Source organism: Streptomyces sp. BK340 (genome assembly GCF_007827595.1).
Classification (GTDB): domain Bacteria; phylum Actinomycetota; class Actinomycetes; order Streptomycetales; family Streptomycetaceae; genus Streptomyces.
Map to the genome: position 1 here is coordinate 252510 of NZ_VISR01000001.1, position 24393 is coordinate 276902.

The window sequence follows — 24393 nt, forward strand, 5'->3', positions numbered from 1 at the left end:
ACGGAGGAGGGCGGCTGCTCGTCCGGAGTGCCGGACTGTGGGGGTGCCGGGCCTGTGGGGGGTGCCCGAGCGTTTCGTTTGGTATACCAAACTGCCTCATGGTCTCGCCGTCAAGCGTTCGGACCGATGTCATCGCCGTTACTTCTCCGTAAAAGCACCGCCGGGTCGGCGAAGATGGCCCCATGAGCCCCACCACGACGAAGACCGAACCCCTGGGCGCGGTGCGCGAACGGGTCCTCGCGACCCTGCGGCAGGACATCATCGCGGGGCGTCTCGGGCCCGGTGAACGGCTCGTCGAACGAGAGCTGGCCGAGCGGTTCGGCGTCTCCCGGGTGCCGGTGCGGGAGGCGATCCGCGCCCTGGTCGCGGAGGGCTTCGTCCTGTTCGAGTCGGCGCGCCGCACGGTCGTACGTCGGCTGACCCCGACCGATGTGAAGGAACTCTTCGAACTGCGCGAGGCGTTGGAGGTGTACGCGGCGGGACTGGCCGCGGCACGAGTGACGCCCGAGTCGCTGGCGGAGCTGCGGGAGCTGCTGGCCGAGGCCGCGACGGCGACGACGGAGGGGGACGGTGAGGCGATCACGGACATCAACACCCGCTTCCACGACCGCATCCTGGCCATGGCCGGCAACAGCCTGCTGATCTCCGTCATGGAGCCGGTCGACGGCCGGCTGCGCTGGCTCACCCGGCAGAACGAGGAGTGGCCCCAGCTCCTGTCCGAACACCGCGAGTTGTACGAGGCCATCGCCTCCGGCGATCCGGACCGCGCTCGCGCCCACGCACTCGGCCACGTGCGCGCCAACTACCGCTCGACGGTTCGGCACCTGTTCGGAACCGAGCCGGACGAAACCGGCTGAGGTCTCGCTACGGCAGTCCGGCCGCGTCGGCCGCCGTGCGCAGCACTTCGCGCAGCATCTCGGGGGTGAGCCGGCCCGTGAAGGTGTTGCGCTGGCTGACATGGAAGCAGCCGAAGACGTCCAGGCCGCCGAGGGCGACCCGGGTGCCGTGGGCGAAGACGGGTCGGGGCCGGGGCACGGGCCAGCCGGCCTCGGCGAACGCGGGCAGCGCCGCCTGCCAGCCGAAGGCACCGAGCACCACGGCGGCCCTGAGCGTCGGCCGCAGCAGCTTCAGCTCCTGAACCAGCCAGGGGCGGCAGGTGTCACGCTCCTCGGGGGTGGGCTTGTTGGCGGGCGGGGCGCAGTGCACGGGTGCGGTGACGCGCACCCCGTACAGCTCCAGGCCGTCATCGGCACGCACGGAGGTGGGCTGCGAGGCGAGTCCCACGTCGTGCAGCGCCTGGTACAGCACGTCTCCCGAGCGGTCCCCGGTGAACATGCGACCCGTGCGGTTGCCCCCGTGCGCGGCGGGGGCCAGCCCGATGATCACGAGGCGGGCGTCGGCCGGCCCGAAGCCGGGCACCGGCCGCCCCCAGTACGTCCAGTCGGCGAATGCGGCCCGCTTGGTCCGAGCCACCTCCTCACGCCACTCGACCAGCCGTGGACAGGCCCGGCACTCCGCGACGCGCTGGTCGAGCCGGGCAAGGGCACAGCTGTCGTCCATACGGCCACCGTATGCCCGCCCTGGACAGCCGCTCCCCGGAAAACGTCTCCGGATCGCCCAGTCCGCCGGGTTAAGGTCAGGACATGGCTTCCGAGGATGCGGACGAGAACGTGCAGCGTGACTCCGGCGGATCGGGCGACGCGGCCCCCGTCCAGGACGCCGAGGGTTCTGGAGCCACCGGTGCCCAGCCGGTCGCCCCGAAGATCGCCGCCGCCGTGTCTGCCGCCGAGGCCGCGGGGCCGACGAGCGGCGAGACCGTACGGATCGACAGCTGGATCTGGGCCGTCCGCCTGATCAAGACCCGCTCGCTCGGCGCCACCGCCTGCCGTGGCGGGCACGTCCACGTCAACGGCGAGCGCGTGAAGCCCGCCTACTCCGTGCGCGTCGGCGACGAGGTGCGCCTGCGGAACGAGGGCCGGGAGCGAGTCGTGATCGTCAAGCGGCTGATCCGCAAGCGCGTCGGCGCCCCGGTGGCCGCCCAGTGCTACATCGACAACTCCCCTCCTCCCCCGCCGCGCGAGGCCGTGGCCCCCGCCGGCCTCCGCGACCGCGGCGCCGGCCGCCCCACCAAGCGGGATCGCCGCGAGATGGAACGACTGCGCGGGCCGGGCGGCATGGGTGCACTCGGCGGGCCGAGTGCACCGAGCGGTCCGGGTGGCCCGGACGGGTCAGCCGGGTCCGACAGAGCGCAGGGGCCCGGCGGGCGGGGCGGACGGCCCCGGGGTCGGTGAGCCGCTGCCCGCGTGTGCATCGTCCCCATGTCCCGGCACACCGTCCAGCACGCTGGTGACCGTGTCCGCGCACGGTGAGGCCGGCCGGGCCCCCGCGCCCCGGCCGACGTCACCTGCGGTGTCCCGCATGCGTCACGCCCGCTGCAGCAGCTGCAGCAGTTCCGCGTTGTGCCCGCGCCGGGACCAGGCGATCAGGACGAGCGGCACGATCAGGATCAGCGGGGTCGCCGCGTACTGACCGTCGAAGACGGTGAGCTGGACGACGAACGCACCCACCATCAGCGCGCTCAGCGCGATCGCCGCCACCGACTGCAGAACCGGCACCAACAACGCGACCGCACCGGTCAGTTCGAGCGCGCCGATGGTGTACATGCCCACGCTGCCCCAGCCGATCTTGTCGAAGGACTCGACGGCCGACGGGTGCGCGATCAGCTTGGGCAGGGCGCTCGCGATCGCGTAGAAGAGGGCGAGCAGCACCTGCACCGTGCGCAGGGCGATCCGGGCGAGGCGGCCGCGCCTGGTCGCGGAAGCGGTGGAAGGAGCGGAAGCGACGGGGGCAGTGGTCTCGGACATGGGGGTCTCCTGGGTGAAGCGGTCCCGATTGCTGTCACCGAGGTAGACCGCCCGCAGTCCACAAACTCATCGCTCCTACGCGGCCGGTACCGCCCTCACCCATGTCCCGTCGGGAGTCAGACAGGCGTCCACCTCCAGTCCCGCCTCCGCCAGCGCCTCCTCGAACTGCTCCTTCGTCAGGGGCCGGGCCAGGAACGTCTGGGTCCAGACCGCGTCCGGGAACACGTACTCGGCGCGCACCGAGTTCACCCCGTCGCCGACCGGTTCCGACGACGCGATCCGCACGGTGAAGCCGCTCGGGTCGTCCCGCTCCCTCGGTACGTTCGTGTGGTAGTCCGCGCCCTCCCGCTGGATGAGCACGCAGCCGCCCTCGGCCACGTGCCGGGCGCAGGCGCGCAGCATGCCCCGCCTCACCTCGACGTCACCGTTGTGCACGAGGAACGACGCGAGCATCACCACGTCGAACCTCCCGTCCAGGTCCAGCTTCTCGATCGGGGTGCATATCGTGCGCGCCCCGCGGACGTGGGCGAGCATCTCGGCGGACTCGTCCACCGCCGTGACCGTGAAGCCGCGCTCCAGCAGGGGGTGGGTCATCCGGCCCACTCCGCTGCCCAGCTCCAGGATGTGTGCCCCTGCGGGCACCGCTGCGGCGATGACGTCCGGCTCGTCCCCCACCGGCAGCCGCGTGTACAGCTCGACCGCGCAGCCGTCCGGAGTGATCGCACCGGGTCCGGTTCCGTCGTGTCCCTCGCGCATTTCGACTGTCATGCCCGAACAACGGGCGGCCTCCGCAAGCCCGTTCCCACCCTGCCCCGGTTCACTCGTTCGAGTCATTCACCCCGCAGCGGGAACTCCCGGAGCGGAAACCAGCCGTGCCCGATGTACCAGTGCCCGCCGGCCCGCAGATGGTCGCCGACGGCCCGCTCCACGGACGTGCGCCGCGGCAGACGGGCGACCGGCAGGTCCGGGTCCCCGAAGACGAACTGGACGGGCTCGGTGTCGGCCGGTTCCGTGTCCTCGCGGGCGATGCGGAAGCGTTCCTGGAAGCGCACGACGTTGGACCGCGCGGGCAGGTACCGCTTCAACTGGGGGTCGAGCAGCCAGGAATGGCACAGCACGGCGTCGGTGTGCTCCTCGGGGAAGTGCAGGGCGAAGAACTCCCGGGCCAGCGCCAGGGAACTGTCGCAGGCGGACGGCGTCAGCGGGCCGTGGAAGTCGGGTATGTGCAGGTTCAGGCAGGGTGTGCCGGGAACCGCGTCCAGACCGGCCGTCGCGATCACCGGCGCGGTGTGCTGTCCGAGTCGCGCCCGCTCGAACTGCAGCCGCCCCAGCTGGTACAGCTCCCCGCGGAAGTGATGGGCGAGCCAGCGCGGCGACTGCACCCCGGCCCTGCCGTGCCGTCTGCGGTGCACCGCGATCTGACGGCCCAGGTCGGCCAGCGTGCGCCGGGAGATCTCGGCCGGGATGCCGCGTTCCCGGTGGTGGGCGAGGGTGTGCGGGAGCGCGGCGACGAAGACGTACACGGCGAAGGCGGCGTGCAGAGCGGGCGGAGCGGATGCGAGCAGCTCGGCGAGGTCGGGTGTGCGGCCCGTCTCGCCCAGGTCCCGGAGCAGTTCCTCCACACCCTCCTCGAGGAGGCGCCGCGCGCCCGGGTCACGTGTCACGGTGCGCCGCAGCGCGACCAGTTCGTTGATCTCCTCGTGCGGCACGGCCAGGTCGAGGAGCACGTCGGGCAGGTCGTCGGCGTCCGGCAGCACGGAGCATCCCCCTTCGGCGGACGTCGTTGATGAACGTCCCCGCCGAAGAGTACGTTGCAAGGAGGAGTGGTGATCCGATGCGTACGGGCAGTGAACCGGCGACCGCGCGCAGTGCGCTGCGAGCGCGTTTCTGGCTGAGCGTGTGGGGGCTGGTCTGGGCGGTCTTCGGCACCGCGGTGTTCGCACTCGTCGGGCGCCCCGGCTGGGCGGCCGCGTGCGGGGTGCTCTGGCTGGTGGCCACCGTCGACATGACCATGATCCTCAGACACATCCGGCAGGGCCCGCACTACCAGCCGGGCCGGGACGTACCGCCGTACCGGCCGGTCGACGGCGGCCCGCCCCGCCCGCGGCCGAGCAGCCGGCCCTACACGCGCCCGCCTCGGCCCCGGCACCCGTGACGGCGGCTTTCGCCCCCCGGCGCGGGCTCGCTCCTGGGCGTGCCCCGGCGCGGACCCATCAGCGCGGGCACCCCCGGGGCGGACCCGCCGACGGTCAGGACTCGAAGCCCGCCGCCTTCAGGTACTGCGGGTTTGGGTCGAGCGCCGCGGCCAGCCGGAAGTGACGCTTGGCCTGGTCGGCGCGGCCCTGGCGTTCGTAGGTGCGGGCGAGTGCGAAGTGCGCGAACGCGTTGTCCGGCTCCCGCTCCAGCACGATGGTGAACTCGAGTTCGGCAGGCCGCAGTTGTGCGGCCGCGAAGAATGCACGCGCACGCAGCAGCCGGGCGGCGGTGTTCTCGGGATGCGCGGCGATGACTCCGTCCAGCAGCTTCACCGCACCCCGCGGATCCCGCGCGTTGAGCAGCTGCTCGGCGGCGCGGAAGTCTATGACATGCGTCTCCGGAGTACGTCCGGTCGAACCGCTGGTCTCGGGCACGGCAAAGTCCTTCCCTCACTGCGGCGGTTCAACGCCCCGACGCGAACGGCTATTCCGCGCCACCGTCGCGCGGCCGCCCGTCCCCGGATGCCGCCCGCGGCTCGCGCGCCCGGCGCACGAGATCGTCCCAGACGTCCGCCACGCGCTTGTGCAGCGCGTCCAGGGGGACGTCGTTGTCGATCACGACGTCCGCGATCTCCCGGCGCTGCTCACGGGTGGCCTGCGCGGCCATACGCGCGCGAGCGTCGTCCTCGGTCATCCCGCGCAGCCGGACCAGCCGGTCGAGCTGGGTCTCGGGGCTCGCGTCGACGACGACCACCAGGTCGTACAGCGGCGCCAGGCCGTTCTCGGTCAGGAGCGGCACGTCGTGGATCACGACGGCGTCCTCGGCCGCGGCGCTCTCCAGTTCGAGGGAGCGGGCGCCCACCAGGGGATGCACGATCGAGTTGAGGACGGCCAGCTTCCCGGGATCGGCGAAGACGATGGAGCCGAGCCGGGGCCGGTCCAGGCTGCCGTCCGCGGCGAGGATCTCCTCGCCGAAGGCCTCCACCACGGCCGCGAGCCCGGGCGTGCCGGGCGCCACGACCTCGCGCGCGATCCGGTCGGCGTCGATCAGCACGGCCCCGTGCTCCACGAGCAGCCGCGACACCTCGCTCTTGCCGGCGCCGATGCCGCCGGTCAGGCCCACTTTCAGCATGAGCGGAAGCTTAGGCCCTGCCGCCGACGGGACCACCCCCGGCGTCGGCTCCGCGGCCGGGCCTGCCGACCGTGCTCAGCTCTCGCCCTCGCGCTCCGCCAGGAACCGCTCGAATTCCCGCCCGATCTCGTCGGCGGACGGAATCTCGACCGGCTCGGCGAGCATGTTGCCCCGGGTCTCGGCGCCCGCGGCCGCGTCGTACTGGTGCTCAAGGCCCTGGACGAGCGAGGTCAGCTCCTCGTCGCCCTCCTGGACCTGCCGGTCGATCTCGGTCTGCGTGCGGTGCGCCTCCGTGCGCAGGGAGTGCGCGATGCCCGGCAGCACCAGCCCGGTGGCGGCGGTGACGGCCTCCAGGACGGTCAGCGCGGCGTCCGGGTACGGCGAGCGGGCGATGTAGTGCGGGACGTGCGCGGCGACACCCAGGACGTCGTGTCCCGCCTCGATCAGGCGGTACTCCAGCAGCGACTCGGCACTGCCGGGCACCTGGGCCTCGTCGAAGGGGCTGCGGTGGCCCGGGACCAGGTCGGTGCGGTTGCCGTGCGGGGTGAGGCCCACGGGGCGGGTGTGCGGGACGCCCATGGGGATGCCGTGGAAGTTCACGGACAGGCGGACGCCGAGCCGCTCCACGATCTGCCGTACGGCGGCCGCGAACCGCTCCCACTCCACGTCCGGTTCGGGCCCGGACAGCAGCAGGAAGGGAGCGCCGGTGGCGTCCTGGACGAGGTGGACCTCGATGGAGGGTTCCTCGTAGTCGGTCCAGCTGTCCCGCTTGAAGGTCAGCAGCGGGCGGCGGGCCCGGTAGTCCACGAGCCGGTCGTGGTCGAAGCGGGCCACGACCTGGTGGGGCAGTGAGTCGAGGAGCCGGTCGACGATCTGGTCGCCGGTCTCACCCGCGTCGATGTATCCGTCGAAGTGGTAGAGCATGACAAGTCCGGCCGACTCCTGGGCGAGCGCCATGTCGACGACGGCCAGACCCTTCGGCTCCCATGCGTACAAACCCTGCGGATCAAGCACTGTGACCGCTCCTCCTCGTGTTCTTCTTCGACAACGTCCCCTGGGGCATGGGCATTCCCGCGCCGGGCCGCTGAGCAGGCACCTCGCTCCGCACACCTTGACGCCCCGTCAACTGGTCCGTACCTTCACGAAGACCAGAGTTCACATTCACGCACAGCGTTCATGTATGAGATCAGCCGTCCGTACGACAGGAAGGCACCCCCCATGCGCACGCGCACGCTGCTCACCTCCCTGCTCGCCGCGACCACCGCCACCGGCGGCCTGCTCCTCTCCGCGAGTCCGGCCCCGGCCGCCCCGACCGCCCGGACCGTCGAGGTCGGCACCGCGGCCCAGCTCAAGACCGCGCTCAGCAGTGCGAAGCCGGGCGACACGATCCATCTCGCGGACGGCACGTACACCGGCAACTTCAAGGCGAGCACGCCGGCCGGCGCCACGGCCCGCATCGCCCTCACCGGCTCCCCGAAAGCCGTACTCACCGCGAGCGGCGGCTACGGCCTGCACCTGAACGGCGCGTCCTACTGGACGGTCAGCGGGCTGACCGTGACCGGCGGCCAGAAGGGCATCATGATCGACTCGGCCAAGGGTGTCGTGGTGGACAGCGTCACCGTGCACGGGCTCGACATGGAGGGCGTGCACTTCCGCAACTCCAGCACGGACGGCGTGCTCAGGAACTCGAGGATCTACGACACCGGGAACGACGGCCGGGGCATGGGCGAGGGCGTCTACGTGGGGACCGCGAACACGCTCTCCGACAAGAGCGACCGCGTCCAGATCCTCGGCAACACGATCGGCCCCGACGTCGGCGGCGAGAACGTCGACATCAAGGAGGGCACGACAGGCGCGCGGATCGTCGGCAACACGTTCGACGGCAGCGGGCTGACGGGCGCCAACTACGACGACTCCTGGGTCGACGTGAAGGGCGACGACGTCCTCGTCCAGGACAACACCGGCCGGAACACCAGCAACGACGGCTATCAGACCCACACCCAGCAGTCCGGCTGGGGCTGTGGCGCGGTCTTCAGGAACAACAAGTCGACTCTGACCGGCGCCACCGGCTCGACCCGGCTGGCGATCAACGTGACGAACTACAGCACCGCGTGCAGGACGACGGTGTACGGCAGCAACACGGTGACGGGCGGCAAGGGCCTGACCAACATCCCGGTCACCCCCTGATACGGGTGGCGCGAGCTCCCCAGGGGCGCGGGGAACCGCGCGATCAGCCGCAGCGGCCCGCGGCCGAGGGACGAGCGGCGGGCCCCGAACAAGTCCGAGGGGCCGCACCTCGAAAGGTACGGCCCCTCAGCACTATCGGCTAAACCCAGCGGCTAGCGCTCAGCTCTGGCCGCCGGCCAGCTTCTCGCGGAGCGCGGCCAGGGCCTCGTCCGAGGCCAGGGCACCAGAGGTGTCCGCACCCTCGGAGGAGTACGAACCGCCACCCGAAGCGGCCGGAGCGGCAGCCTCGCCACCCTCGGCGGCAGCGGCAGCGTCGGCCTCGCGGGACTTGATGACCTGCTGCTGGTGCTGCTCGAAGCGGGACTGCGCCTCGGCGTACTGGCGCTCCCACTCCTCGCGCTGCTTCTCGTAGCCCTCGAGCCAGTCGTTGGTCTCGGGGTCGAACCCCTCGGGGTAGATGTAGTTGCCCTGGTCGTCGTAGGACGCGGCCATGCCGTACAGGGTCGGGTCGAACTCGACCGAGGCCGGGTCGGCACCGAAGGACTCGTTGGCCTGCTTCAGCGAGAGGCTGATGCGACGACGCTCGAGGTCGATGTCGATGACCTTGACGAAGATCTCGTCGTTGACCTGGACGACCTGCTCCGGGATCTCCACGTGGCGCTCGGCCAGCTCGGAGATGTGGACCAGACCCTCGATGCCCTCGTCCACGCGGACGAACGCACCGAACGGAACCAGCTTGGTGACCTTACCCGGGACGACCTGACCGATCTGGTGGGTCCGGGCGAACTGCTGCCACGGGTCTTCCTGGGTCGCCTTCAGCGACAGGGAGACGCGCTCGCGGTCCATGTCGACGTCGAGAACCTCGACGGTGACCTCCTGGCCGACCTCGACAACCTCGGACGGGTGGTCGATGTGCTTCCAGGAGAGCTCGGAGACGTGGACCAGACCGTCGACGCCACCCAGGTCCACGAAGGCACCGAAGTTGACGATCGAGGAGACGACGCCGGAGCGGACCTGACCCTTCTGGAGGGTCGTGAGGAACGTCTGGCGGACCTCGGACTGGGTCTGCTCGAGCCAGGCACGGCGGGACAGGACCACGTTGTTGCGGTTCTTGTCCAGCTCGATGATCTTGGCCTCGAGCTCCTTGCCGACGTACGGCTGGAGGTCGCGAACGCGGCGCATCTCGACAAGGGAGGCCGGGAGGAAGCCACGGAGGCCGATGTCGAGGATGAGACCACCCTTGACGACCTCGATGACGGTACCGGTGACGATGCCGTCTTCTTCCTTGATCTTCTCGATGGTGCCCCAGGCACGCTCGTACTGGGCGCGCTTCTTCGAGAGGATCAGGCGGCCTTCCTTGTCCTCCTTCTGGAGGACAAGGGCCTCGATCTCGTCGCCGACGGCCACGACCTCGTTCGGGTCGACGTCGTGCTTGATCGAGAGCTCGCGGCTCGGGATGACACCTTCGGTCTTGTAACCGATGTCGAGCAGGACCTCGTCCCGGTCGACCTTCACGATGACGCCGTCGACGATGTCGCCGTCGTTGAAGTACTTGATCGTCTCGTCGATCGCGGCGAGGAAGGCTTCCTCGTTACCGATGTCGTTGACCGCAACCTGCGGGGTGGTGGCGGTGGTCTCGGTGCTGCTCGTCATGTGGGAAAGGGCTCCGGTACGGACATTGAAGTCGTAGGTACTGCTACGCCGGGAGCCCGTATCGCTCTGAAGAAGCCGGACAGCCAAGGAAGCGCCCCACCAGGAACTGGTGATGGCGCCTCGACAACCGAGGGGACATACAACAGATGCGAGCGCAGCCTGCTACGTCTGAGGTGCGCAGGCCCGCAGCGCAACTTGTAGCATACGGGGGCAGCCGGACATGGTCAATGCGCGAAGGCGCACACCCGGGGCGGTTCACCGCATACCCGGCACAAGAAAGCGTCCCAGGAGGCCGCGCAGGGCCGCGAGACCCCTTCTGTGACGCACTCGCCCGGGCGGGTTGCACGGAAGAGTACGACGAGGGAGCCGATCATCCAAGAGTCCGAAGCACTCGACCCCGAGGGGTTCGAACCGGAAGCCACCCGGCGTGACACCGGCGTCGCGGAGAGCACCCGGGCCAACCGTGGCTGGTGGGACCGCAACGCCGACGAGTACCAGGTCGAGCACGGCACCTTCCTCGGCGACGACCGCTTCGTCTGGGGCCCGGAGGGCCTGGACGAGGTCGAGGCCGAGCTGCTCGGCGCGCCGGAGGACCTGAAGGGCAAGGCGGTCCTGGAGATAGGTGCGGGCGCGGCGCAGTGCGCGCGCTGGCTGGCCGCCCAGGGCGCCCGGCCGGTGGCCCTGGACATCTCGCACCGCCAGCTCCAGCACGCCCTGCGCATCGGCGGATCGTTTCCGCTGATCTGCGCCGATGCCGGCGCGCTGCCCTTCGCGGACGGCTCCTTCGACCTGGCGTGCTCCGCCTACGGGGCGCTGCCGTTCGTGGCCGACCCGCGGCTGGTCCTGCGCGAGGTGCGGCGGGTGCTGCGGCCGGGTGGCCGGTTCGTCTTCTCGGTGACGCACCCGATCCGCTGGGCCTTTCCGGACGAGCCCGGCCCCGAGGGCCTGTCGGTGTCCGCGTCCTACTTCGACCGCACGCCCTACGTGGAGCAGGACGAGGAGGGCCGCGCGGTCTACGTCGAACACCACAGAACGCTCGGCGACCGGGTCCGGGACGTCGTGGCCTCGGGCTTCCGGCTCGTGGACCTGGTGGAGCCGGAGTGGCCGGCCTGGAACACCTCGGAGTGGGGCGGCTGGTCTCCGCTGCGCGGGAACCTGATCCCGGGTACGGCGATCTTCGTCTGCGAACGGGACTGAGCGGCCTCGCTCACCGGCGCCCCGCACGCACGCGTGCGGGGCGTTCTCGCGTCCGTACGACACTGGGGGCGTGATCCGTTACGACGCCCTGGACGCGCTGCCCGTCCGTGCCGCCCTGCCCGCCCTGAGCGACGCCCTGGAGGGGCACGGCACCGCCGTGCTGGTGGCGCCGCCCGGCACCGGCAAGACGACGCTGGTGCCGCTCGTGCTGGCGGGGCTGGTCGGTGGCGGCCCGGCGCGCCGGGTCGTGGTGGCCGAGCCGCGGCGGATCGCGGCGCGGGCGGCGGCCCGGCGGATGGCGTGGCTGCTGGGCGAGAAGCCCGGCGAGAGCGTCGGCTTCACGGTGCGCGGCGAGCGGGTCGTGGGGCGCCGCGCGCGCGTGGAGGTCGTGACGACCGGTGTGCTGTTGCAGCGGCTCCAACGGGATCCGGAGCTGGCCGGCGTCGACGTGGTGGTCCTCGACGAGTGCCATGAGCGGCACCTGGACGCCGACACGGTGGCCGCCTTCCTCTGGGACGTGCGGCAGACGCTGCGGCCGGAGCTGCGGCTGGTGGCCGCGTCGGCGACCACGGACGCGCAGGGCTGGGCGCGGCTGCTCGGCGACGCTCCGGTGGTCGAGGCCGAGGGTGTCTCGCATCCCGTGGACGTCGTCTGGGCGCCGCCCGCGCGTGCGGTGCGGCCGCCGCACGGCATGTGGGTCGATCCGGCGCTGCTGGGTCATGTGGCGGCGGTGGTGCGGCGGGCGCTGGCCGAGCGGGAGGGTGACGTGCTGTGTTTCCTGCCCGGCGTGGGCGAGATCGCGCGTGTGGCCGGGCAGCTGGGCCATCCGGGCGAGGTCGAGGTGCTGCAGGTGCACGGGCGGGCCCCGGCCGCCGTGCAGGACGCGGTGCTGGCCCCCGGGGAGCGGCGCCGGGTGGTGCTGGCCACGTCCGTGGCGGAGTCGTCGCTGACGGTGCCCGGGGTGCGGGTGGTGGTCGACTCGGGCCTGGCGCGGGAGCCCCGTGTGGACCACGCGCGCGGCTTGAGCGGGCTGGCCACGGTACGGGCGTCCCGGGCCGCCGGGCGGCAGCGGACGGGGCGGGCCGGACGTGAGGCGCCGGGTGTGGTGTACCGGTGCTGGACGGAGGCGGAGGACGTCCGTCTGCCGGCCTTTCCCGCGCCGGAGATCAAGGTGGCCGACCTGACCGCGTTCGCCCTCCAGGCGGCCTGCTGGGGCGATCCCGACGCCTCCGGGCTGGCGCTGCTGGATGCGCCGCCGGGTGGGGCCATGGCTGCGGCGCGCTCCACGCTGACGGCGGTGGGAGCGGTGGACTCCGCCGGCCGGGCCACCGAGGTCGGCGTACGGCTGGGGCGGCTGGGGGTGCACCCCCGGCTGGGGCGGGCCCTGCTGGACACCTCCGGTGGGGGTGCCCCGGTCGTCGCTCTGCTCTCCGAAGAGGTGCCCCGGGACTACGGGGATGATCTTGCCGGTGCGCTGCGGCGTGCCCGGCGTGGGGGTGACGCCTACGCGGGGCGGTGGACCGGTGAAGTACGGCGGCTGCGGGCCGTGTCGGAGGAGTTCTCCCACCCGGTCACCCGGGACCGTCGGTTGCCGGCGGCCTCCCAGGCCGGACCCGGCTCCGGTGACGACAGCACCGCCGGTCTCGTCGCCGCGCTCGCCTTCCCCGAGCGGGTCGCCAGGCTCGACGGCGGCTCGTACCTCATGGCGTCCGGGACCCGGGCCGAGCTGTCCGAGGGGTCGGCGCTGCGCGGCGCACCCTGGATCGTCGTCGCCGTCGCCGACCGGCCCGGCGGGAAGGGGCACGCGCGCGTGCGGCTCGGAGCCGGTGTGCACGAGGACGTGGCGCGGGCCGCGGCCGGGGCGCTGCTGGCGGAGCGGGACGAGGTGCACTGGGCCGACGGGGATGTCGTGGCCCGGCGTGTCGAACGGCTCGGGGCCATCGAGCTGGCCGTACGGCCCCTGAGGGACGTCGATCCCGGGCTCGTGCGCGGCGCCCTCCTCGAAGGGCTCCGGCAGGAGGGGTTCGGGCTGTTGCGGTGGTCCGCGGAGGCGGAGGTGCTGCGGCAGCGGCTGGCGTTCGTGCGTGCGCGCCTCGGGGAGCCGTGGCCGGACGTGTCGGACGAAGCGCTGTACGCGCGCGTGGACGAGTGGTTGGAGCCGGAGCTGGGCCGGGCCCGGAGGCGGGCCGATCTCGGGCGGATCGACGCCGGGCAGGTGCTTGCGAGGTTGCTGCCCTGGGCGAGCGGGGAGGCGGTCCGGCTGGACGAGCTGGCGCCCGAACGGATCGCCGTACCCAGTGGGTCCAGAATCCGGATCGACTACGCGGACCCGGAGCGGCCCGTCCTCGCGGTGAAGCTGCAGGAAATGTTCGGGCTGCAGGAGACCCCCGCGGTGGCCGGGGTGCCGGTGCTCGTCCATCTCCTCTCCCCCGCCGGACGGCCCGCCGCCGTCACGGCCGACCTCGCCTCCTTCTGGAAGGACGGCTACAAGGGTGTGCGCGCGGAGCTGCGCGGGCGCTACCCGAAGCATCCGTGGCCCGAGGACCCGGCGACCGCCGAGCCCACCCGGCACACCAACGCGCGGCTCAGGCGCTGACCGGTTCGGGTTCCGTCGCCCGCGCGGGTGCCGGGTCCCCGGGCCGGCGGCCGCGTGCCTCCAGGCAGAGGGAGAGCGCGAGGAGCAGCAGGCCGAGGCTCAGGAAGCCCCAGGGCAGGTAGGAGGTCATCAGCAGGACCAGGGTGCGGTTGTGCTCGACCAGGGCGACGGTGTGCTCGATGTAGTCCTCGCGCATCTTCACGTCCCCGGCGAACGCGGTCACGCGGGCGCGGCCGCCGAGCAGGGTGCCGCCGCGCAGCTCCTCCTTGTGGAGCTCCTCGCCGTAGACGGGCGCTCCGGTGACGGGTTCGACCCAGAACCTGCGGACCGTGCTGTACCAGCGGGTGGTGCCGGTCCTGGCCACCGACTCGGGGGTGATGCCCTTGACCGGCATGGTCTTGGGCATGGCGACCTTGGTCCAGGGGATGGTCTGTTCGAAGTAGTAGACCTTCAGGCCGCGGAAGGTGCGGGTGCCCTGGTAGTGGATGGGGCTGGTGGTGCGGGTCTGCGCGTCGAAGTACTCGTAGTCGCGCTTCTGGGTCAGGAACGGCCACTTGAACTCGATGCCGTCCCGCTCGACCGGGTCTCCGTCGACCGACTCGCCGGTGGCGTGGACGGGGTCCTGGCTGTGGGCGTCGAAGATGTAGCGCTCCGGGACGCGGGAGACCATCTTGCCGTCGGGGCCCTGGACGTAGGACAGCCCGTCCCAGACGACGACGGGCCGCCCCGCGCTCTTCCCGATCCGCTCGGCCGCCTCCACGTTGCCCTTGAGGGTCTGCACGATGGTCACCTCGGGGACCTTCCTCGCGCGCATGGTGCCGTAGTCGAGGAGGGTCGCGCCCTTGGCCTCGAGGACCATGTCCTGGTACTGGTTCGCGGGGATCCTGGCCAGGCGCGGGAAGGCGTACCAGCGCAGCAGCGGGGACAGCGCCGCGAAGAACACGGCACAGGCGAGCAGGACCAGGCTTGCCTTGCGGCGCATTCCGGCCTCCCTCCCGGACGGGCGCTGCTACGGATGCGCGGGCACCGTCGTCAGCAGCGGTTTGGGGGACGTCCGGCCCGTCGGCGTGCCCATGGCGGTGATCGCGAGGACCAGGGCGAGCGCGAGGGCGAGTCCGGTCGCGGCGGCGATCAGGGCGCGCATGCGGGGCCTCCCGGCGGACGGTTCCTGATGGATCGTCAGGTGCGGCACCGTAGCAACGCGCGCGCGAGATGAGAACACGTAACGCGTACGGGCATACGGACAAGGGCGCCCCCTTCGCCGCGGCGAAGGGGGCGCCCTGTTGCGCTGTGCCGGCTTCGCGCCGTCAGGGGGTCGCGGACGGGCTCGGCGAGGGGCTGGCCGAGGCGTCGGCCGCGGCGACCTGCAGCTCGACGGTGAGCGTCGCGCCGCCGGTGGTGGTGATGCGGAGCAGGAAGGTGCCCGTGACGTCGTCCGCGTACAGCTTCGGCAGCGTGAGCAGACCCTTGTCGTCCGTCTCGAGGCCGGTGAGGGTGCGTACGGCCTTGCCGTCGGCGTCCTTGAAGTAAGGACCCTTGTCGTTCTCGGTGGCGTCGTCGGCCGACTTGATCAGGGTGGCGGTGGCCGCCACCTTGTCGGCGACGGTGCCCTTGTACGTCGCCTTCACCTGGACCTGGTCGGCGAACTCGCCGCCCGGGGTGCAGGTCAGCGGGGTGTCGCTGGTGCGGGCCAGGGTGTCGGCGGCGCGTGCGGTGACGGTGGCCGTGTAGTCGACGCCCTTGGTCTTGTGGCCGACGACAGCGGTGGTGATCTTGAAGGTGCCGGTCTTCTCGCCCGCCTCGAGCGCCGGTGCGAGCGCCACGCCCTTGGCGTCGGTGGCGATCGTGGCCACGGTCTCGCCCCCGGCGAACGTGGCGTCGGTGTCGCCGGTGATGGTGAACCGGATCCGGACCTTGCCGACGGCCGACCCCGCCTTGGTCTCGGCGCGGGTGCCGATCCGCTGGGCGAACGCGTCACCGGCCATCGCGGTGAGCTTCGCGTTGCCGGTGCTCGCGTCCTCCAGGTGGTCCACGGTGTCGGAGGGCGTGGGCGGCTTCGGCGGCTTCGGCGGTTTCGGGTCGTGGTGCCCCTTGCCGCCGCCGGGCTTGCCCGGCTTGGTCTTCGGCGGGCCGGAGGGCTTCGTGGTGTGCTTCGAGCCGCCGTCGCTGCGGTGGGAGGGCACGCCGCCGGTGCCGTCGGGCACGGAGTGGCTGCCCTTGCGGTAGTACTCCAGCCAGCTCAGGACCAGGTTCAGGTAGTCCTGCGAGTTGTTGTAGCTGAGGACCGCACTGTGCAGGCCGGCCTCGCCGGACAGGTCCCAGTCGTTGCGGCACAGGTAGTGACCGGCGGCGAGCGCGGCGTCGTAGACGTTGTTGGGGTCCGCCTTGCCGTCGCCGTTGCCGTCGCGGCCGGCCCAGGCCCAGGTGGACGGGATGAACTGCATCGGGCCGACGGCCTGGTCGTAGCTGCTGTTGCCGTCGTACTCGCCGTGGTCGGTGTCCTTGATGAGCGCGAAGCCGTTGCCGTCGAGCTGCGGGCCGAGGATCGGGCTCAGCGTGGTGCCGTCGGCGTCGACACGGCCGCCGCGCGCGTGGCCCGACTCGACCTTGCCGATGGCGGCCAGGAGTTGCCAGGGAAGGTTGCAGCCCGGCTTGGAGCTGCGCAGCTCGGCCTCGGCCTTCTTGTAGGCGTCGAGGACCGTCGTGGGGATACCGGCCTCGGCCGGGCCCCGGGAGACGGGCGTGCCGACGGTGGGCGACGGGCTGGGGTTGGGGCTGTTGAGCGGCGGCAGGTCCGTGTAGTACGGCGAGTTGCCGGTGGCGTTGGCGTCGGCGGTCACGTCCGGTACCGGGGCGCTGGCGCCGGCCGCGGCCTGTCTGCCGTGGTCCTCGCCGGGCGCTCCCGGAGCCTGGGACGCGGACAGAGCCGCGACCGCTGCCGCGGCCACGGCGGTGGTCGCCGCTCCCTTGCGCAGCCGCCTGCCGATGTGCGCCGCCATAGAGTGAACCCCTCCCGTGGACGCCCCTGCGTCCGTCTCCGTCCGTGTGCCTCGCCCTGGTCTGACGGTTGACCCGGTGCTCTGGTTGCGCCTGTTCCGTCTTTCCATCCGCGCGACGTACGTTCGAACGTGCGCCCGGCACCGCGACCCAGGTGACCCTACGACACCTTCCTTGAAGCGGGCACGGGTTCGCGCCCGTTTTTCACCGGTTGGCCAACTTCCGTTGGTGCGGCGGGCGTCGGACGGTACTCGCGCATACTGGACGGGCGTGATCACCGGTTCCGGTGTCACGGCCGACGACCGCTCCAGGGGGCTCTGTTGCCGTTCACGCTCAGCCATGCGGCGGCCGTGCTGCCCGCCATCCGCCGGGACGGCGGCGGCCGGGGCCGGCTGGTGCCCTCGGTGCTCGTCGCGGGCTCCTTCGCGCCCGACATGACCTACTACGCCGCGAGCGTCCTGCCGGGCGGCATGGAGTTCGGTGCGGTCACGCACTCCTTCGCCGGAGTGGCCGGCGTCGACGTGCCCATCTCCTGGGCGCTGGTGGGGCTGTGGCTGCTCGTCCGGGAACCGCTGGTGGCGCTGCTGCCCCGGGCCCGGCAGGGCCGCCCGGCCGCTCTGCTGCGCTGCGGTGCGCCACGCGCGCGCGTGCGGGCCGTTTCGGTGCTGTGGTGGTACGTCTCCGCGGTGCTCGGCGCGCTGACGCATATCGTGTGGGACGCGTTCACGCATCACGACCGGTGGGGGTCCCGGCTGGTTCCGGCCCTCGGGCGCGGCCTTGCGGGCATGCCGCTCTACTCCTGGCTGCAGTACGGCACGTCCGCGGTGGCCGCCGTGGTCATCGCCGTGTTCCTGGTACGCGCGCTGCGGCGGGCGCCGGCCGGCGAGCCGGCGGGGGTGCCCGCCCTGTCCGTACGGGACCGCTGGTGGGCCGCCGCCGTGCTCGGCGGATGCGCCCTGGCGGGAGCGGCGCAGCGGGTGGCGCGGTGGTGGGAGTACTGGGCTGCGCACGCGCGGCCCTGGGACCTGGTGCCCACCCTGTGCTTCGGCGTGGGCTCCGGGCTGGTGCTCGGGGTGCTGGTGTACGCCGCCGGGGTCAGGGTGTGGCGCCCTGTCCCGGCTCCGGGCCCTCCCGCAGCGTCGGTCGGTGGGCGCCGGGACCGGTCGTCCGCTCGATGACGGGGACCACGAACACGGTGAGGGTGCGCCGGGGCCGCGCTCTCGGGATCAGGGTGAGCAGCAGCGCGAGGTAGCCGCGGGCGAGATCCGGCCAGGCGCGCCAGTCGGGGGCGTGGCGGGTGCGGGCGGCGAGTCGGCTCCGGAGGTCCACCGCGGCCCTGCGTACGGTCGTGGCCAGGTCGGCGGGGATGCGGGCGGTGCTTGCGTCGGCCGCGAGGGCCGGGACCGGCGAGGCGGGCGTGGCCCGGTCCGCGGCGGTGTCCGCCGGGGCCGGGGTGCTGCCCTGCGCTTCGGGTGTCCGGTGGTGGAGCATGCGTATACCCATGCTCGCAGTGTTGCGGGTCCGGGGCTCGGGGGGCGTTTTGGCGGGGGCCACGTGAGTGAAACGCCCTCCGCGGGTTCGGCAGGGTGGGTTTCGGTGAGTTCGGCACCGCCGGGATGCGCCGTGGGGGTTGATCGCCGTTGCGGCGGGAAATTCTCTGCGGAGCAGAGTCTCCCTTTCCTGCCGCAACGGCTCGCGATCAGGTGCTGTCCCGGCTAGTGCGCCGCCGACTCCCAGTCCGGGCCCACGCCCACCGAGACGTCGAGCGGGGCCCTCAGGAGGACCGCGTTCGCCATCTCGTGGCGGACGATCTCCTCGGTGGCCTTGCGCTCGCCGGGGGCGATCTCCAGGACGATTTCGTCGTGGACCTGGAGGAGCATGCGGGACTTGAGGTCCGCCTCGCGCAGGGCCCGGTCGACGTTGAGCATGGCGATCTTGACGATGTCGGCCGCCGTGCCCTGGATCGGCGCGTTCAGGGCCATGCGCTCGGCCGCCTCGCGGCGCTGCCGGTTGTCGCTGTTGAGGTCCGGGAGGTAGCGCCGGCGCCCGAAGAGCGTTGCCGTGTAGCCCGTAGCCCGCGCCTCGTCGACCGCGCGGCGCAGATAGTCCCGGACGCCGCCGAAGCGCTCGAAGTAGGTGTCCATCAGGGCGCGCGCCTCGGCCGCCTCGATGTTCAGCTGCTGGGAGAGACCGAAGGCGGAGAGGCCGTACGCCAGGCCGTACGACATGGCCTTGATCTTGCGGCGCATCTCCGCGTCCACCGCGTCCCGCTCGACGGAGAAGACCTGGGAGGCGACCGTGGTGTGCAGGTCCTCGCCGGAGGTGAACGCCTCGATCAGGCCCTCGTCCTCGGAGAGGTGGGCCATCACGCGCAGCTCGATCTGGCTGTAGTCGGCGGTCATCAGGGACTCGAAGCCCTCGCCGACCACGAAGCCGCGGCGGATCGCCCGGCCCTCGTCGGTGCGGACCGGGATGTTCTGCAGGTTCGGGTCCGTGGAGGACAGCCGGCCGGTCGCGGCCACCGTCTGGTTGAAGGTGGTGTGGATCCGGCCGTCGCCGGCGACGGTCTTGATCAGGCCCTCGACCGTGACGCGCAGCTTCGCCTGCTCGCGATGCCGGAGCATGATCACGGGCAGTTCGTTGTCGGTCTGGGTGGCGAGCCAGGCGAGGGCGTCGGCGTCGGTCGTGTAGCCGGTCTTGGTCTTCTTCGTCCTGGGCAGGGCCAGCTCGCCGAAGAGGACTTCCTGGAGCTGCTTCGGAGAGCCCAGGTTGAACTCGTGGCCGGCGGCCGCGTGCGCCTCCTTCACGGCCTGCTGCACGGCGGCGGCGAACATCTGCTCCATCGCCTCCAGGTGCGCGCGGTCGGCGGCGATGCCGTGACGCTCCATGCGGGCGAGCAGGGCGGAGGTGGGCAGTTCCATGTCCCGGAGGAGGTCGGCCGCACCGACCTCCTGGAGGCGGACCTCGAAGGCCTCGCCCAGGTCGAGGACGGCGCGGGCCTGGATCATCAGCGCCTCGGCCTCGGCGCCGTCGTCCGCGCCGAAGGCCAGCTGGCCGTCGGCCGCGGCGGCCGGGGCCAGCTCGCGGTGCAGATACTCCAGGGACAGCGCGTCCAGGTCGAAGGAGCGGCGGCCCGGCTTGACCAGGTAGGCGGCGAGGGCGGTGTCCATGGCGACGCCCTCGACACTCCAGCCGTGCTCGGCGAAGACGCGCATCGCGCCCTTGGCGCTGTGGAACACCTTGGCGCGGCCTGCGTCGGCCAGCCAGGCCGCGAACGCGTTCTCGTCGGTCTCGTCCAGCTCGGCCGGTTCGAACCAGGCGGCCGCTCCCCCGGCCGCCGCCAGGGCGACCTCGGCGACCGAGCCGGTGCCCAGGGCCCAGGTGCCCACCGTGGCTACGCCCAGGGTCTCGGTGCCGTGCTCGGCCAGCCAGGGGGCCAGCTCGCCGGTGCCGAGGATCTTGCCGTCCAGTTCCACGCCCTCCGTCGCGACCGGGGTGGCCTCGGCCTCCTCGGTGCCCGGGTCGACCGCGAAGAGACGCTCGCGCAGGGAGGGGTTGCGGATCTCCAGGGTGTCCAGGACCATCGCGACGGTCTTGCGGTCGTACGGGCCCCGCTCCAGGTCGGTGACCGTCTTCGGCAGCTCGACCCCGCGCTCCAGCTCGGTGAGGCGGCGGTTCAGCTTGACCGCCTCCAGGTGGTCGCGGAGGTTCTGCCCGGCCTTGCCCTTGACCTCGTCGACGCGCTCGACCAGCTCGGCGAACGAGCCGAACTGGTTGATCCACTTCGCGGCGGTCTTCTCGCCGACCCCGGGGATGCCGGGGAGGTTGTCGGACGGGTCACCGCGCAGGGCCGCGAAGTCGGGGTACTGGACGGGCGTCAACCCGTACTTCTCGAAAACCTTCTCCGGGGTGAAGCGGGTCAGCTCCGAGACACCCTTCGTCGGGTACAGCACTGTGGTGTTCTCGGTGACCAGCTGGAAGGAGTCGCGGTCGCCGGTGACGATCAGCACCTCGAAGCCCTCGGCCTCGGCCTGGGTGGCGAGGGTGGCGATGATGTCGTCGGCCTCGAAGCCCTCGACGGCGAAGCGCGGTGCGTGCATGGCGTCGAGCAGCTCGCCGATCAGCTCGACCTGGCCCTTGAACTCGTCCGGGGTCTTGGAGCGGTTCGCCTTGTACTCGGTGAACTGCTCGGAGCGCCAGGTCTTGCGGGAGACGTCGAAGGCCACCGCGAAGTGCGTGGGCGCCTCGTCACGCAGGGTGTTGGCCAGCATCGACGCGAAACCGTAGATCGCGTTCGTCGGCTGGCCCGTCGCGGTCGTGAAGTTCTCCGCGGGCAGCGCGAAGAACGCGCGGTAGGCCAGCGAGTGCCCGTCCATGAGCATCAGCCGGGGACGGGTGCCGCCGGGGTTCTTGTCGGTCTTCTTCGATGCTGTCTCTGCCACGCCCCCGATCCTGCCACGCCCCACTGACACTCCGGCCCGCGGCGGGTCGGCACCCCGTGCGGAGGCCCACGGACACGGGGCGGAAGCCGCAGGCCCCCCGCCGGCCCCGGCCGGCCCCGGCGGACCCCGGCACGGGCATTGCTCCCGGCGCCCGGCAGGACCGGGGCTCCCCACTGTCGGTACCCCGTGGGAGGATCTGCGGCGTACTTCTCACCCGCAGTCGAAGGGGACCGCGCGATGGCGACCAAACCGCCCAAGGACGATCCGGTTCAGGACGCACCGCAGGTCGCGGAGCCGAAGCACGCTGCGGCGGGGCTGCCCGCCATCGGGCACACCCTGCGCATCGCCCAGCAGCAGATGGGTGTGAAGCGCACCGCGCTGACCCTGCTGCGGGTGAACCAGAAGGACGGCTTCGACTGCCCGGGCTGCGCCTGGCCGGAGCCGGACCACCGGCACAAGGCGGAGTTCTGCGAGAACGGCGCCAAGGCGGTCGCCGAGGAGGCCACCCTGCGCCGGGTCACCCCGGAGTTCTTCGCCGCGCACTCCGTGGCCGACCTGGCCACCAGGAGCGGGTACTGGCTGGGACAGCAGGGGCGGCTCACGCATCCCATGCATCTGGCCGAGGGCGGGGATCACTACGAGCCGGTGAGCTGGGAGCGCGCCTTCGACATCATCGCCGAGGAGATCTCCGCCCTCGGCTCCCCCGACGAGTCCGTCTTCTACACCTCGGGGCGGACCAGCAACGAGGCCGCGTTCCTGTACCAGCTCTTCGCGCGCGAGCTGGGCACGAACAACCTGCCCGACTGCTCGAACATGTGCCACGAGTCGTCCGGCTCGGCGCTCTCCGAGACGATCGGCATCGGCAAGGGCAGCGTCCTGCTGGAGGACCTGTACAAGGCCGACCTGATCGTCGTCGCGGGGCAGAACCCCGGGACGAACCATCCCCGCATGCTGTCCGCGCTGGAGAAGGCCAAGGAGAACGGCGCGAGGATCATCAGCATCAACCCGCTGCCCGAGGCCGGACTGGAGCGGTTCAAGAACCCGCAGACCCCGCAGGGCATGCTCAAGGGCGCCGCCCTCACCGATCTGTTCCTGCAGATCCGCATCGGTGGCGACCAGGCCCTGTTCCGTCTCCTCAACAAGCTGGTCCTGGAGACCGAGGGCGCGGTCGACGAGGAGTTCGTGCGCGAACACACGCACGGGTACGAGGAGTTCACCGAGGCCGCGCGTGCCGCCGACTGGGACGAGACGCTCAGGGCGACCGGCCTGTCCCGGACGGAGATCGAGCAGGCTCTCGGCATGGTCCTCGCCTCCGAGCGGACCATCGTCTGCTGGGCGATGGGCCTCACCCAGCACAAGCACGCCGTCCCGACCATCCGCGAAGTGGTCAACTTCCTGCTCCTGCGCGGCAACATCGGCCGCCCGGGTGCGGGCGTGTGCCCGGTGCGCGGCCACTCCAACGTGCAGGGCGACCGCACGATGGGCATCTTCGAGCGGCCCGCCCCGGCGTTCCTGGACGCGCTGGAGAAGGAGTTCGGGTTCGCACCCCCGCGTGAGCACGGCTTCGACGTCGTGCGGGCCATCCGCGCGCTGCGGGACGGTGAGGCGAAGGTGTTCTTCGCCATGGGCGGCAACTTCGTCGCCGCCTCCCCCGACACGGAGGTCACCGAGGCGGCCATGCGGCGCGCGCGGCTGACCGTGCACGTGTCGACCAAGCTCAACCGCTCGCACGTCGTCACGGGCGCGCGCGCCCTGATCCTGCCGACGCTCGGCCGTACGGAGCGCGATCTGCAGGTCGGCCCGGACGGGAAGAGCGCGGAGCAGTTCGTCACCGTCGAGGACTCCATGGGCATGGTGCACGCCTCGCGCGGGCGGCTCGCGCCGGCGAGCCCGCAGCTGCTGTCCGAGCCGGCGATCGTGTGCCGGCTGGCGCGCCGGGTGCTCGGCGCGGACAGCAAGGTGCCGTGGGAGGAGTTCGAGAAGGACTACGCGACGATCCGCGACCGCATCGCCCGCGTGATCCCCGGTTTCGAGGACTTCAACGCGCGCGTGGCCCGACCGGGCGGCTTCACGCTGCCGCACGCGCCGCGCGACGAGCGCCGCTTCCCGACGGCGACCGGCAAGGCGAACTTCACGGCGGCGCCGGTGGAGTACCCGGAGCTGCCCGAGGGCCGGCTGCTGCTGCAGACCCTGCGCTCGCACGACCAGTACAACACCACGATCTACGGCCTGGACGACCGCTACCGGGGCATCACCGACGGCCGCAGGGTGGTGCTGGTGAACCCGGAGGACGCGCGGGCCCTGGGGGTCACCGACGGGTCGTACGTGGACCTGGTGAGCGAGTGGAAGGACGGCGTGGAGCGGCGGGCGCCCGGCTTCCGTGTCGTGCACTATCCGACGACGCGGGGCTGCGCGGCGGCGTACTACCCGGAGACCAACGTGCTCGTGCCGCTGGACGCCACCGCCGACACCAGCAACACCCCGGCCAGCAAGTCCGTCGTGGTGCGCCTGGAGAGCGCGCTGGAGGGCCTCCCGAAGCCCCGGCCGGAAGCCCGTCTGGAACAATCGGCGACCGACTGAGCGTTTGCTCAGCCAAGTGACAGGTGTACGACGAACGGAGCCGGGCCCATGGGCGAGCAGCAGCAGGTGAAATTCCCGCAGGAGGTCATCGACGAGTACGCCGCGCTCGGTGTCGACCTGCCCGCACTGTTCTCGGCGGGCCACCTCGGGGCGCGGATGGGTGTGCAGATCCTGGAGGCGTCGGCGGAGCGGGTCGTCGGCACGATGCCGGTGGAGGGCAACACCCAGCCGTACGGGCTGCTGCACGGAGGCGCGTCCGCGGTACTGGCGGAGACCCTGGGCTCGGTCGGCTCCATGCTGCACGGCGGCAGCTCGAAGATCGCGGTCGGCGTGGACCTGAACTGCACGCACCACCGCGGGGTCCGCTCCGGCCTGGTGACCGGCGTGGCGACGCCGGTGCACCGCGGGCGGTCGACGGCGACGTACGACATCGTGATCAGCGACGAGGAGGGCCGCCGGGTGTGCAGCGCCCGGCTGACCTGCCTGCTGCGCGACGTGCGGGCCGGTGACGAGGCGCACGTCCGGCCCGCCGGCGGCTGAGAGCGTCCCC

Annotated in this window: 22 protein-coding genes; 9 read left to right on the forward strand and 13 right to left on the reverse strand. The window is 72.0% G+C overall.

Translation table 11 applies throughout. The features are described 5' to 3' along the window. Positions 1-182 precede the first annotated feature (182 nt). Entirely contained in the window at positions 183-857 is a 675-nt protein-coding gene (locus FB157_RS01220) for a GntR family transcriptional regulator (RefSeq protein WP_145875027.1), read from the forward strand. A 7-nt stretch (positions 858-864) separates the two neighbouring features. On the opposite strand, the gene FB157_RS01225 is transcribed toward FB157_RS01220, so the two are convergent. Continuing rightward, the gene (locus FB157_RS01225; RefSeq protein WP_145875029.1) at positions 865-1560 is read right to left on the reverse strand and encodes a uracil-DNA glycosylase; all 696 of its coding nucleotides are present in this window, start codon (positions 1558-1560) and stop codon (positions 865-867) included. A gap of 83 nt (positions 1561-1643) precedes the next feature. Between FB157_RS01225 and FB157_RS01230 the strand changes: the two genes are divergently transcribed. Continuing rightward, positions 1644-2291: an RNA-binding S4 domain-containing protein gene (locus tag FB157_RS01230; protein ID WP_145875030.1), complete on the forward strand. Its 648-nt coding sequence runs from the start codon at positions 1644-1646 to the stop codon at positions 2289-2291. A gap of 132 nt (positions 2292-2423) precedes the next feature. Here FB157_RS01230 and FB157_RS01235 read toward each other — a convergent pair whose 3' ends face one another. The 3 genes from FB157_RS01235 to FB157_RS01245 form a co-directional block, all read right to left on the reverse strand. Continuing rightward, positions 2424-2864 carry a DoxX family protein gene (locus tag FB157_RS01235; protein ID WP_145875032.1) on the reverse strand — a complete coding sequence of 147 codons (441 nt, stop codon included), beginning with the start codon at positions 2862-2864 and terminating at the stop codon, positions 2424-2426. A gap of 75 nt (positions 2865-2939) precedes the next feature. Next, entirely contained in the window at positions 2940-3620 is a 681-nt protein-coding gene (locus FB157_RS01240) for a bifunctional 2-polyprenyl-6-hydroxyphenol methylase/3-demethylubiquinol 3-O-methyltransferase UbiG (RefSeq protein ID WP_145875692.1), read from the reverse strand. Positions 3621-3694: 74 nt separating this feature from the next. Then, complete coding sequence (locus FB157_RS01245) at positions 3695-4621, reverse strand: acyltransferase domain-containing protein (RefSeq protein ID WP_145875035.1); 927 nt, start codon at positions 4619-4621, stop codon at positions 3695-3697. 77 nt (positions 4622-4698) lie between these two features. On the opposite strand from FB157_RS01245, the gene FB157_RS01250 reads away from it, so the two are divergent. Next, the gene (locus tag FB157_RS01250; protein ID WP_145875037.1) at positions 4699-5019 is read left to right on the forward strand and encodes a DUF6343 family protein; all 321 of its coding nucleotides are present in this window, start codon (positions 4699-4701) and stop codon (positions 5017-5019) included. A gap of 94 nt (positions 5020-5113) precedes the next feature. Here FB157_RS01250 and FB157_RS01255 read toward each other — a convergent pair whose 3' ends face one another. The 3 genes from FB157_RS01255 to FB157_RS01265 all read right to left on the reverse strand — a co-directional run bounded on the left by FB157_RS01255 (position 5114) and on the right by FB157_RS01265 (position 7205). Next, entirely contained in the window at positions 5114-5494 is a 381-nt protein-coding gene (locus FB157_RS01255) for a tetratricopeptide repeat protein (RefSeq protein ID WP_145875039.1), read from the reverse strand. A gap of 49 nt (positions 5495-5543) precedes the next feature. Then, on the reverse strand, positions 5544-6191 hold the full coding sequence (gene coaE / locus FB157_RS01260; protein ID WP_145875041.1) for a dephospho-CoA kinase: 648 nt from the start codon (positions 6189-6191) through the stop codon (positions 5544-5546). Positions 6192-6266: 75 nt separating this feature from the next. Further along, on the reverse strand, positions 6267-7205 hold the full coding sequence (locus tag FB157_RS01265; RefSeq protein WP_145875042.1) for a PAC2 family protein: 939 nt from the start codon (positions 7203-7205) through the stop codon (positions 6267-6269). A 204-nt stretch (positions 7206-7409) separates the two neighbouring features. Between FB157_RS01265 and FB157_RS01270 the strand changes: the two genes are divergently transcribed. Then, positions 7410-8378, forward strand: a complete 969-nt coding sequence (locus tag FB157_RS01270; protein ID WP_145875045.1) for a right-handed parallel beta-helix repeat-containing protein — start codon at positions 7410-7412, stop codon at positions 8376-8378. A gap of 159 nt (positions 8379-8537) precedes the next feature. Here the strand turns inward: FB157_RS01270 and rpsA are convergent, their stop codons facing one another. After that, positions 8538-10031, reverse strand: a complete 1494-nt coding sequence (gene rpsA / locus FB157_RS01275; RefSeq protein ID WP_009322963.1) for a 30S ribosomal protein S1 — start codon at positions 10029-10031, stop codon at positions 8538-8540. Between the two features lie 318 nt (positions 10032-10349). On the opposite strand from rpsA, the gene FB157_RS01280 reads away from it, so the two are divergent. Beyond that, positions 10350-11228, forward strand: coding sequence for a class I SAM-dependent methyltransferase (locus tag FB157_RS01280; RefSeq protein ID WP_261386122.1), 879 nt, complete (start codon positions 10350-10352; stop codon positions 11226-11228). A gap of 70 nt (positions 11229-11298) precedes the next feature. Then, positions 11299-13824 carry an ATP-dependent helicase HrpB gene (hrpB, locus tag FB157_RS01285; RefSeq protein WP_145875047.1) on the forward strand — a complete coding sequence of 842 codons (2526 nt, stop codon included), beginning with the start codon at positions 11299-11301 and terminating at the stop codon, positions 13822-13824. Here hrpB and FB157_RS01290 read toward each other — a convergent pair. From FB157_RS01290 to FB157_RS01300, 3 genes are all read right to left on the reverse strand, one after another. After that, entirely contained in the window at positions 13814-14806 is a 993-nt protein-coding gene (locus FB157_RS01290) for a DUF3068 domain-containing protein (protein ID WP_145875048.1), read from the reverse strand. The genes hrpB and FB157_RS01290 overlap by 11 nt on opposite strands. Before the next feature lie 27 nt (positions 14807-14833). Further along, positions 14834-14968 (reverse strand): SPW_0924 family protein, encoded by a 135-nt coding sequence (locus tag FB157_RS01295; protein ID WP_145875050.1) that lies wholly within the window; start codon positions 14966-14968, stop codon positions 14834-14836. Positions 14969-15131: 163 nt separating this feature from the next. After that, positions 15132-16823, reverse strand: a complete 1692-nt coding sequence (locus tag FB157_RS01300; protein WP_145875052.1) for a lytic transglycosylase domain-containing protein — start codon at positions 16821-16823, stop codon at positions 15132-15134. Positions 16824-17141: 318 nt separating this feature from the next. Between FB157_RS01300 and FB157_RS01305 the strand changes: the two genes are divergently transcribed. Beyond that, positions 17142-17999: a DUF4184 family protein gene (locus FB157_RS01305; RefSeq protein WP_145875054.1), complete on the forward strand. Its 858-nt coding sequence runs from the start codon at positions 17142-17144 to the stop codon at positions 17997-17999. Here FB157_RS01305 and FB157_RS01310 read toward each other — a convergent pair. Next, positions 17917-18324: a hypothetical protein gene (locus tag FB157_RS01310; RefSeq protein ID WP_145875056.1), complete on the reverse strand. Its 408-nt coding sequence runs from the start codon at positions 18322-18324 to the stop codon at positions 17917-17919. The genes FB157_RS01305 and FB157_RS01310 overlap by 83 nt on opposite strands. A gap of 212 nt (positions 18325-18536) precedes the next feature. Further along, a complete protein-coding gene (gene polA, locus FB157_RS01315) occupies positions 18537-21263 on the reverse strand; it encodes a DNA polymerase I (RefSeq protein ID WP_145875058.1) in 2727 nt (908 codons plus the stop codon). A gap of 237 nt (positions 21264-21500) precedes the next feature. Between polA and FB157_RS01320 the strand changes: the two genes are divergently transcribed. Further along, entirely contained in the window at positions 21501-23843 is a 2343-nt protein-coding gene (locus FB157_RS01320) for an FdhF/YdeP family oxidoreductase (protein ID WP_261386123.1), read from the forward strand. 48 nt (positions 23844-23891) lie between these two features. Further along, positions 23892-24383 carry a PaaI family thioesterase gene (locus FB157_RS01325; protein WP_145875060.1) on the forward strand — a complete coding sequence of 164 codons (492 nt, stop codon included), beginning with the start codon at positions 23892-23894 and terminating at the stop codon, positions 24381-24383. Positions 24384-24393: the final 10 nt, after the last annotated feature.

What these genes read in the sequence shown, in the direction of transcription:
- FB157_RS01220 (WP_145875027.1), top strand. Translation starts at nt 183, where the DNA reads ATGAGCCCCACCACGACGAAGACCGAACCCCTGGGCGCGGTGCGCGAA.
- FB157_RS01325 (WP_145875060.1), top strand. Translation starts at nt 23,892, where the DNA reads ATGGGCGAGCAGCAGCAGGTGAAATTCCCGCAGGAGGTCATCGACGAG.
- FB157_RS01320 (WP_261386123.1), top strand. Translation starts at nt 21,501, where the DNA reads ATGGCGACCAAACCGCCCAAGGACGATCCGGTTCAGGACGCACCGCAG.
- FB157_RS01240 (WP_145875692.1), bottom strand. Translation starts at nt 3,620, where the DNA reads ATGCGCGAGGGACACGACGGAACCGGACCCGGTGCGATCACTCCGGAC.
- rpsA (WP_009322963.1), bottom strand. Translation starts at nt 10,031, where the DNA reads ATGACGAGCAGCACCGAGACCACCGCCACCACCCCGCAGGTTGCGGTC.
- FB157_RS01295 (WP_145875050.1), bottom strand. Translation starts at nt 14,968, where the DNA reads ATGCGCGCCCTGATCGCCGCCGCGACCGGACTCGCCCTCGCGCTCGCC.
- FB157_RS01270 (WP_145875045.1), top strand. Translation starts at nt 7,410, where the DNA reads ATGCGCACGCGCACGCTGCTCACCTCCCTGCTCGCCGCGACCACCGCC.
- FB157_RS01310 (WP_145875056.1), bottom strand. Translation starts at nt 18,324, where the DNA reads ATGGGTATACGCATGCTCCACCACCGGACACCCGAAGCGCAGGGCAGC.
- FB157_RS01250 (WP_145875037.1), top strand. Translation starts at nt 4,699, where the DNA reads ATGCGTACGGGCAGTGAACCGGCGACCGCGCGCAGTGCGCTGCGAGCG.
- coaE (WP_145875041.1), bottom strand. Translation starts at nt 6,191, where the DNA reads ATGCTGAAAGTGGGCCTGACCGGCGGCATCGGCGCCGGCAAGAGCGAG.
- FB157_RS01300 (WP_145875052.1), bottom strand. Translation starts at nt 16,823, where the DNA reads ATGGCGGCGCACATCGGCAGGCGGCTGCGCAAGGGAGCGGCGACCACC.
- FB157_RS01235 (WP_145875032.1), bottom strand. Translation starts at nt 2,864, where the DNA reads ATGTCCGAGACCACTGCCCCCGTCGCTTCCGCTCCTTCCACCGCTTCC.
- FB157_RS01225 (WP_145875029.1), bottom strand. Translation starts at nt 1,560, where the DNA reads ATGGACGACAGCTGTGCCCTTGCCCGGCTCGACCAGCGCGTCGCGGAG.
- FB157_RS01290 (WP_145875048.1), bottom strand. Translation starts at nt 14,806, where the DNA reads ATGCGCCGCAAGGCAAGCCTGGTCCTGCTCGCCTGTGCCGTGTTCTTC.
- FB157_RS01230 (WP_145875030.1), top strand. Translation starts at nt 1,644, where the DNA reads ATGGCTTCCGAGGATGCGGACGAGAACGTGCAGCGTGACTCCGGCGGA.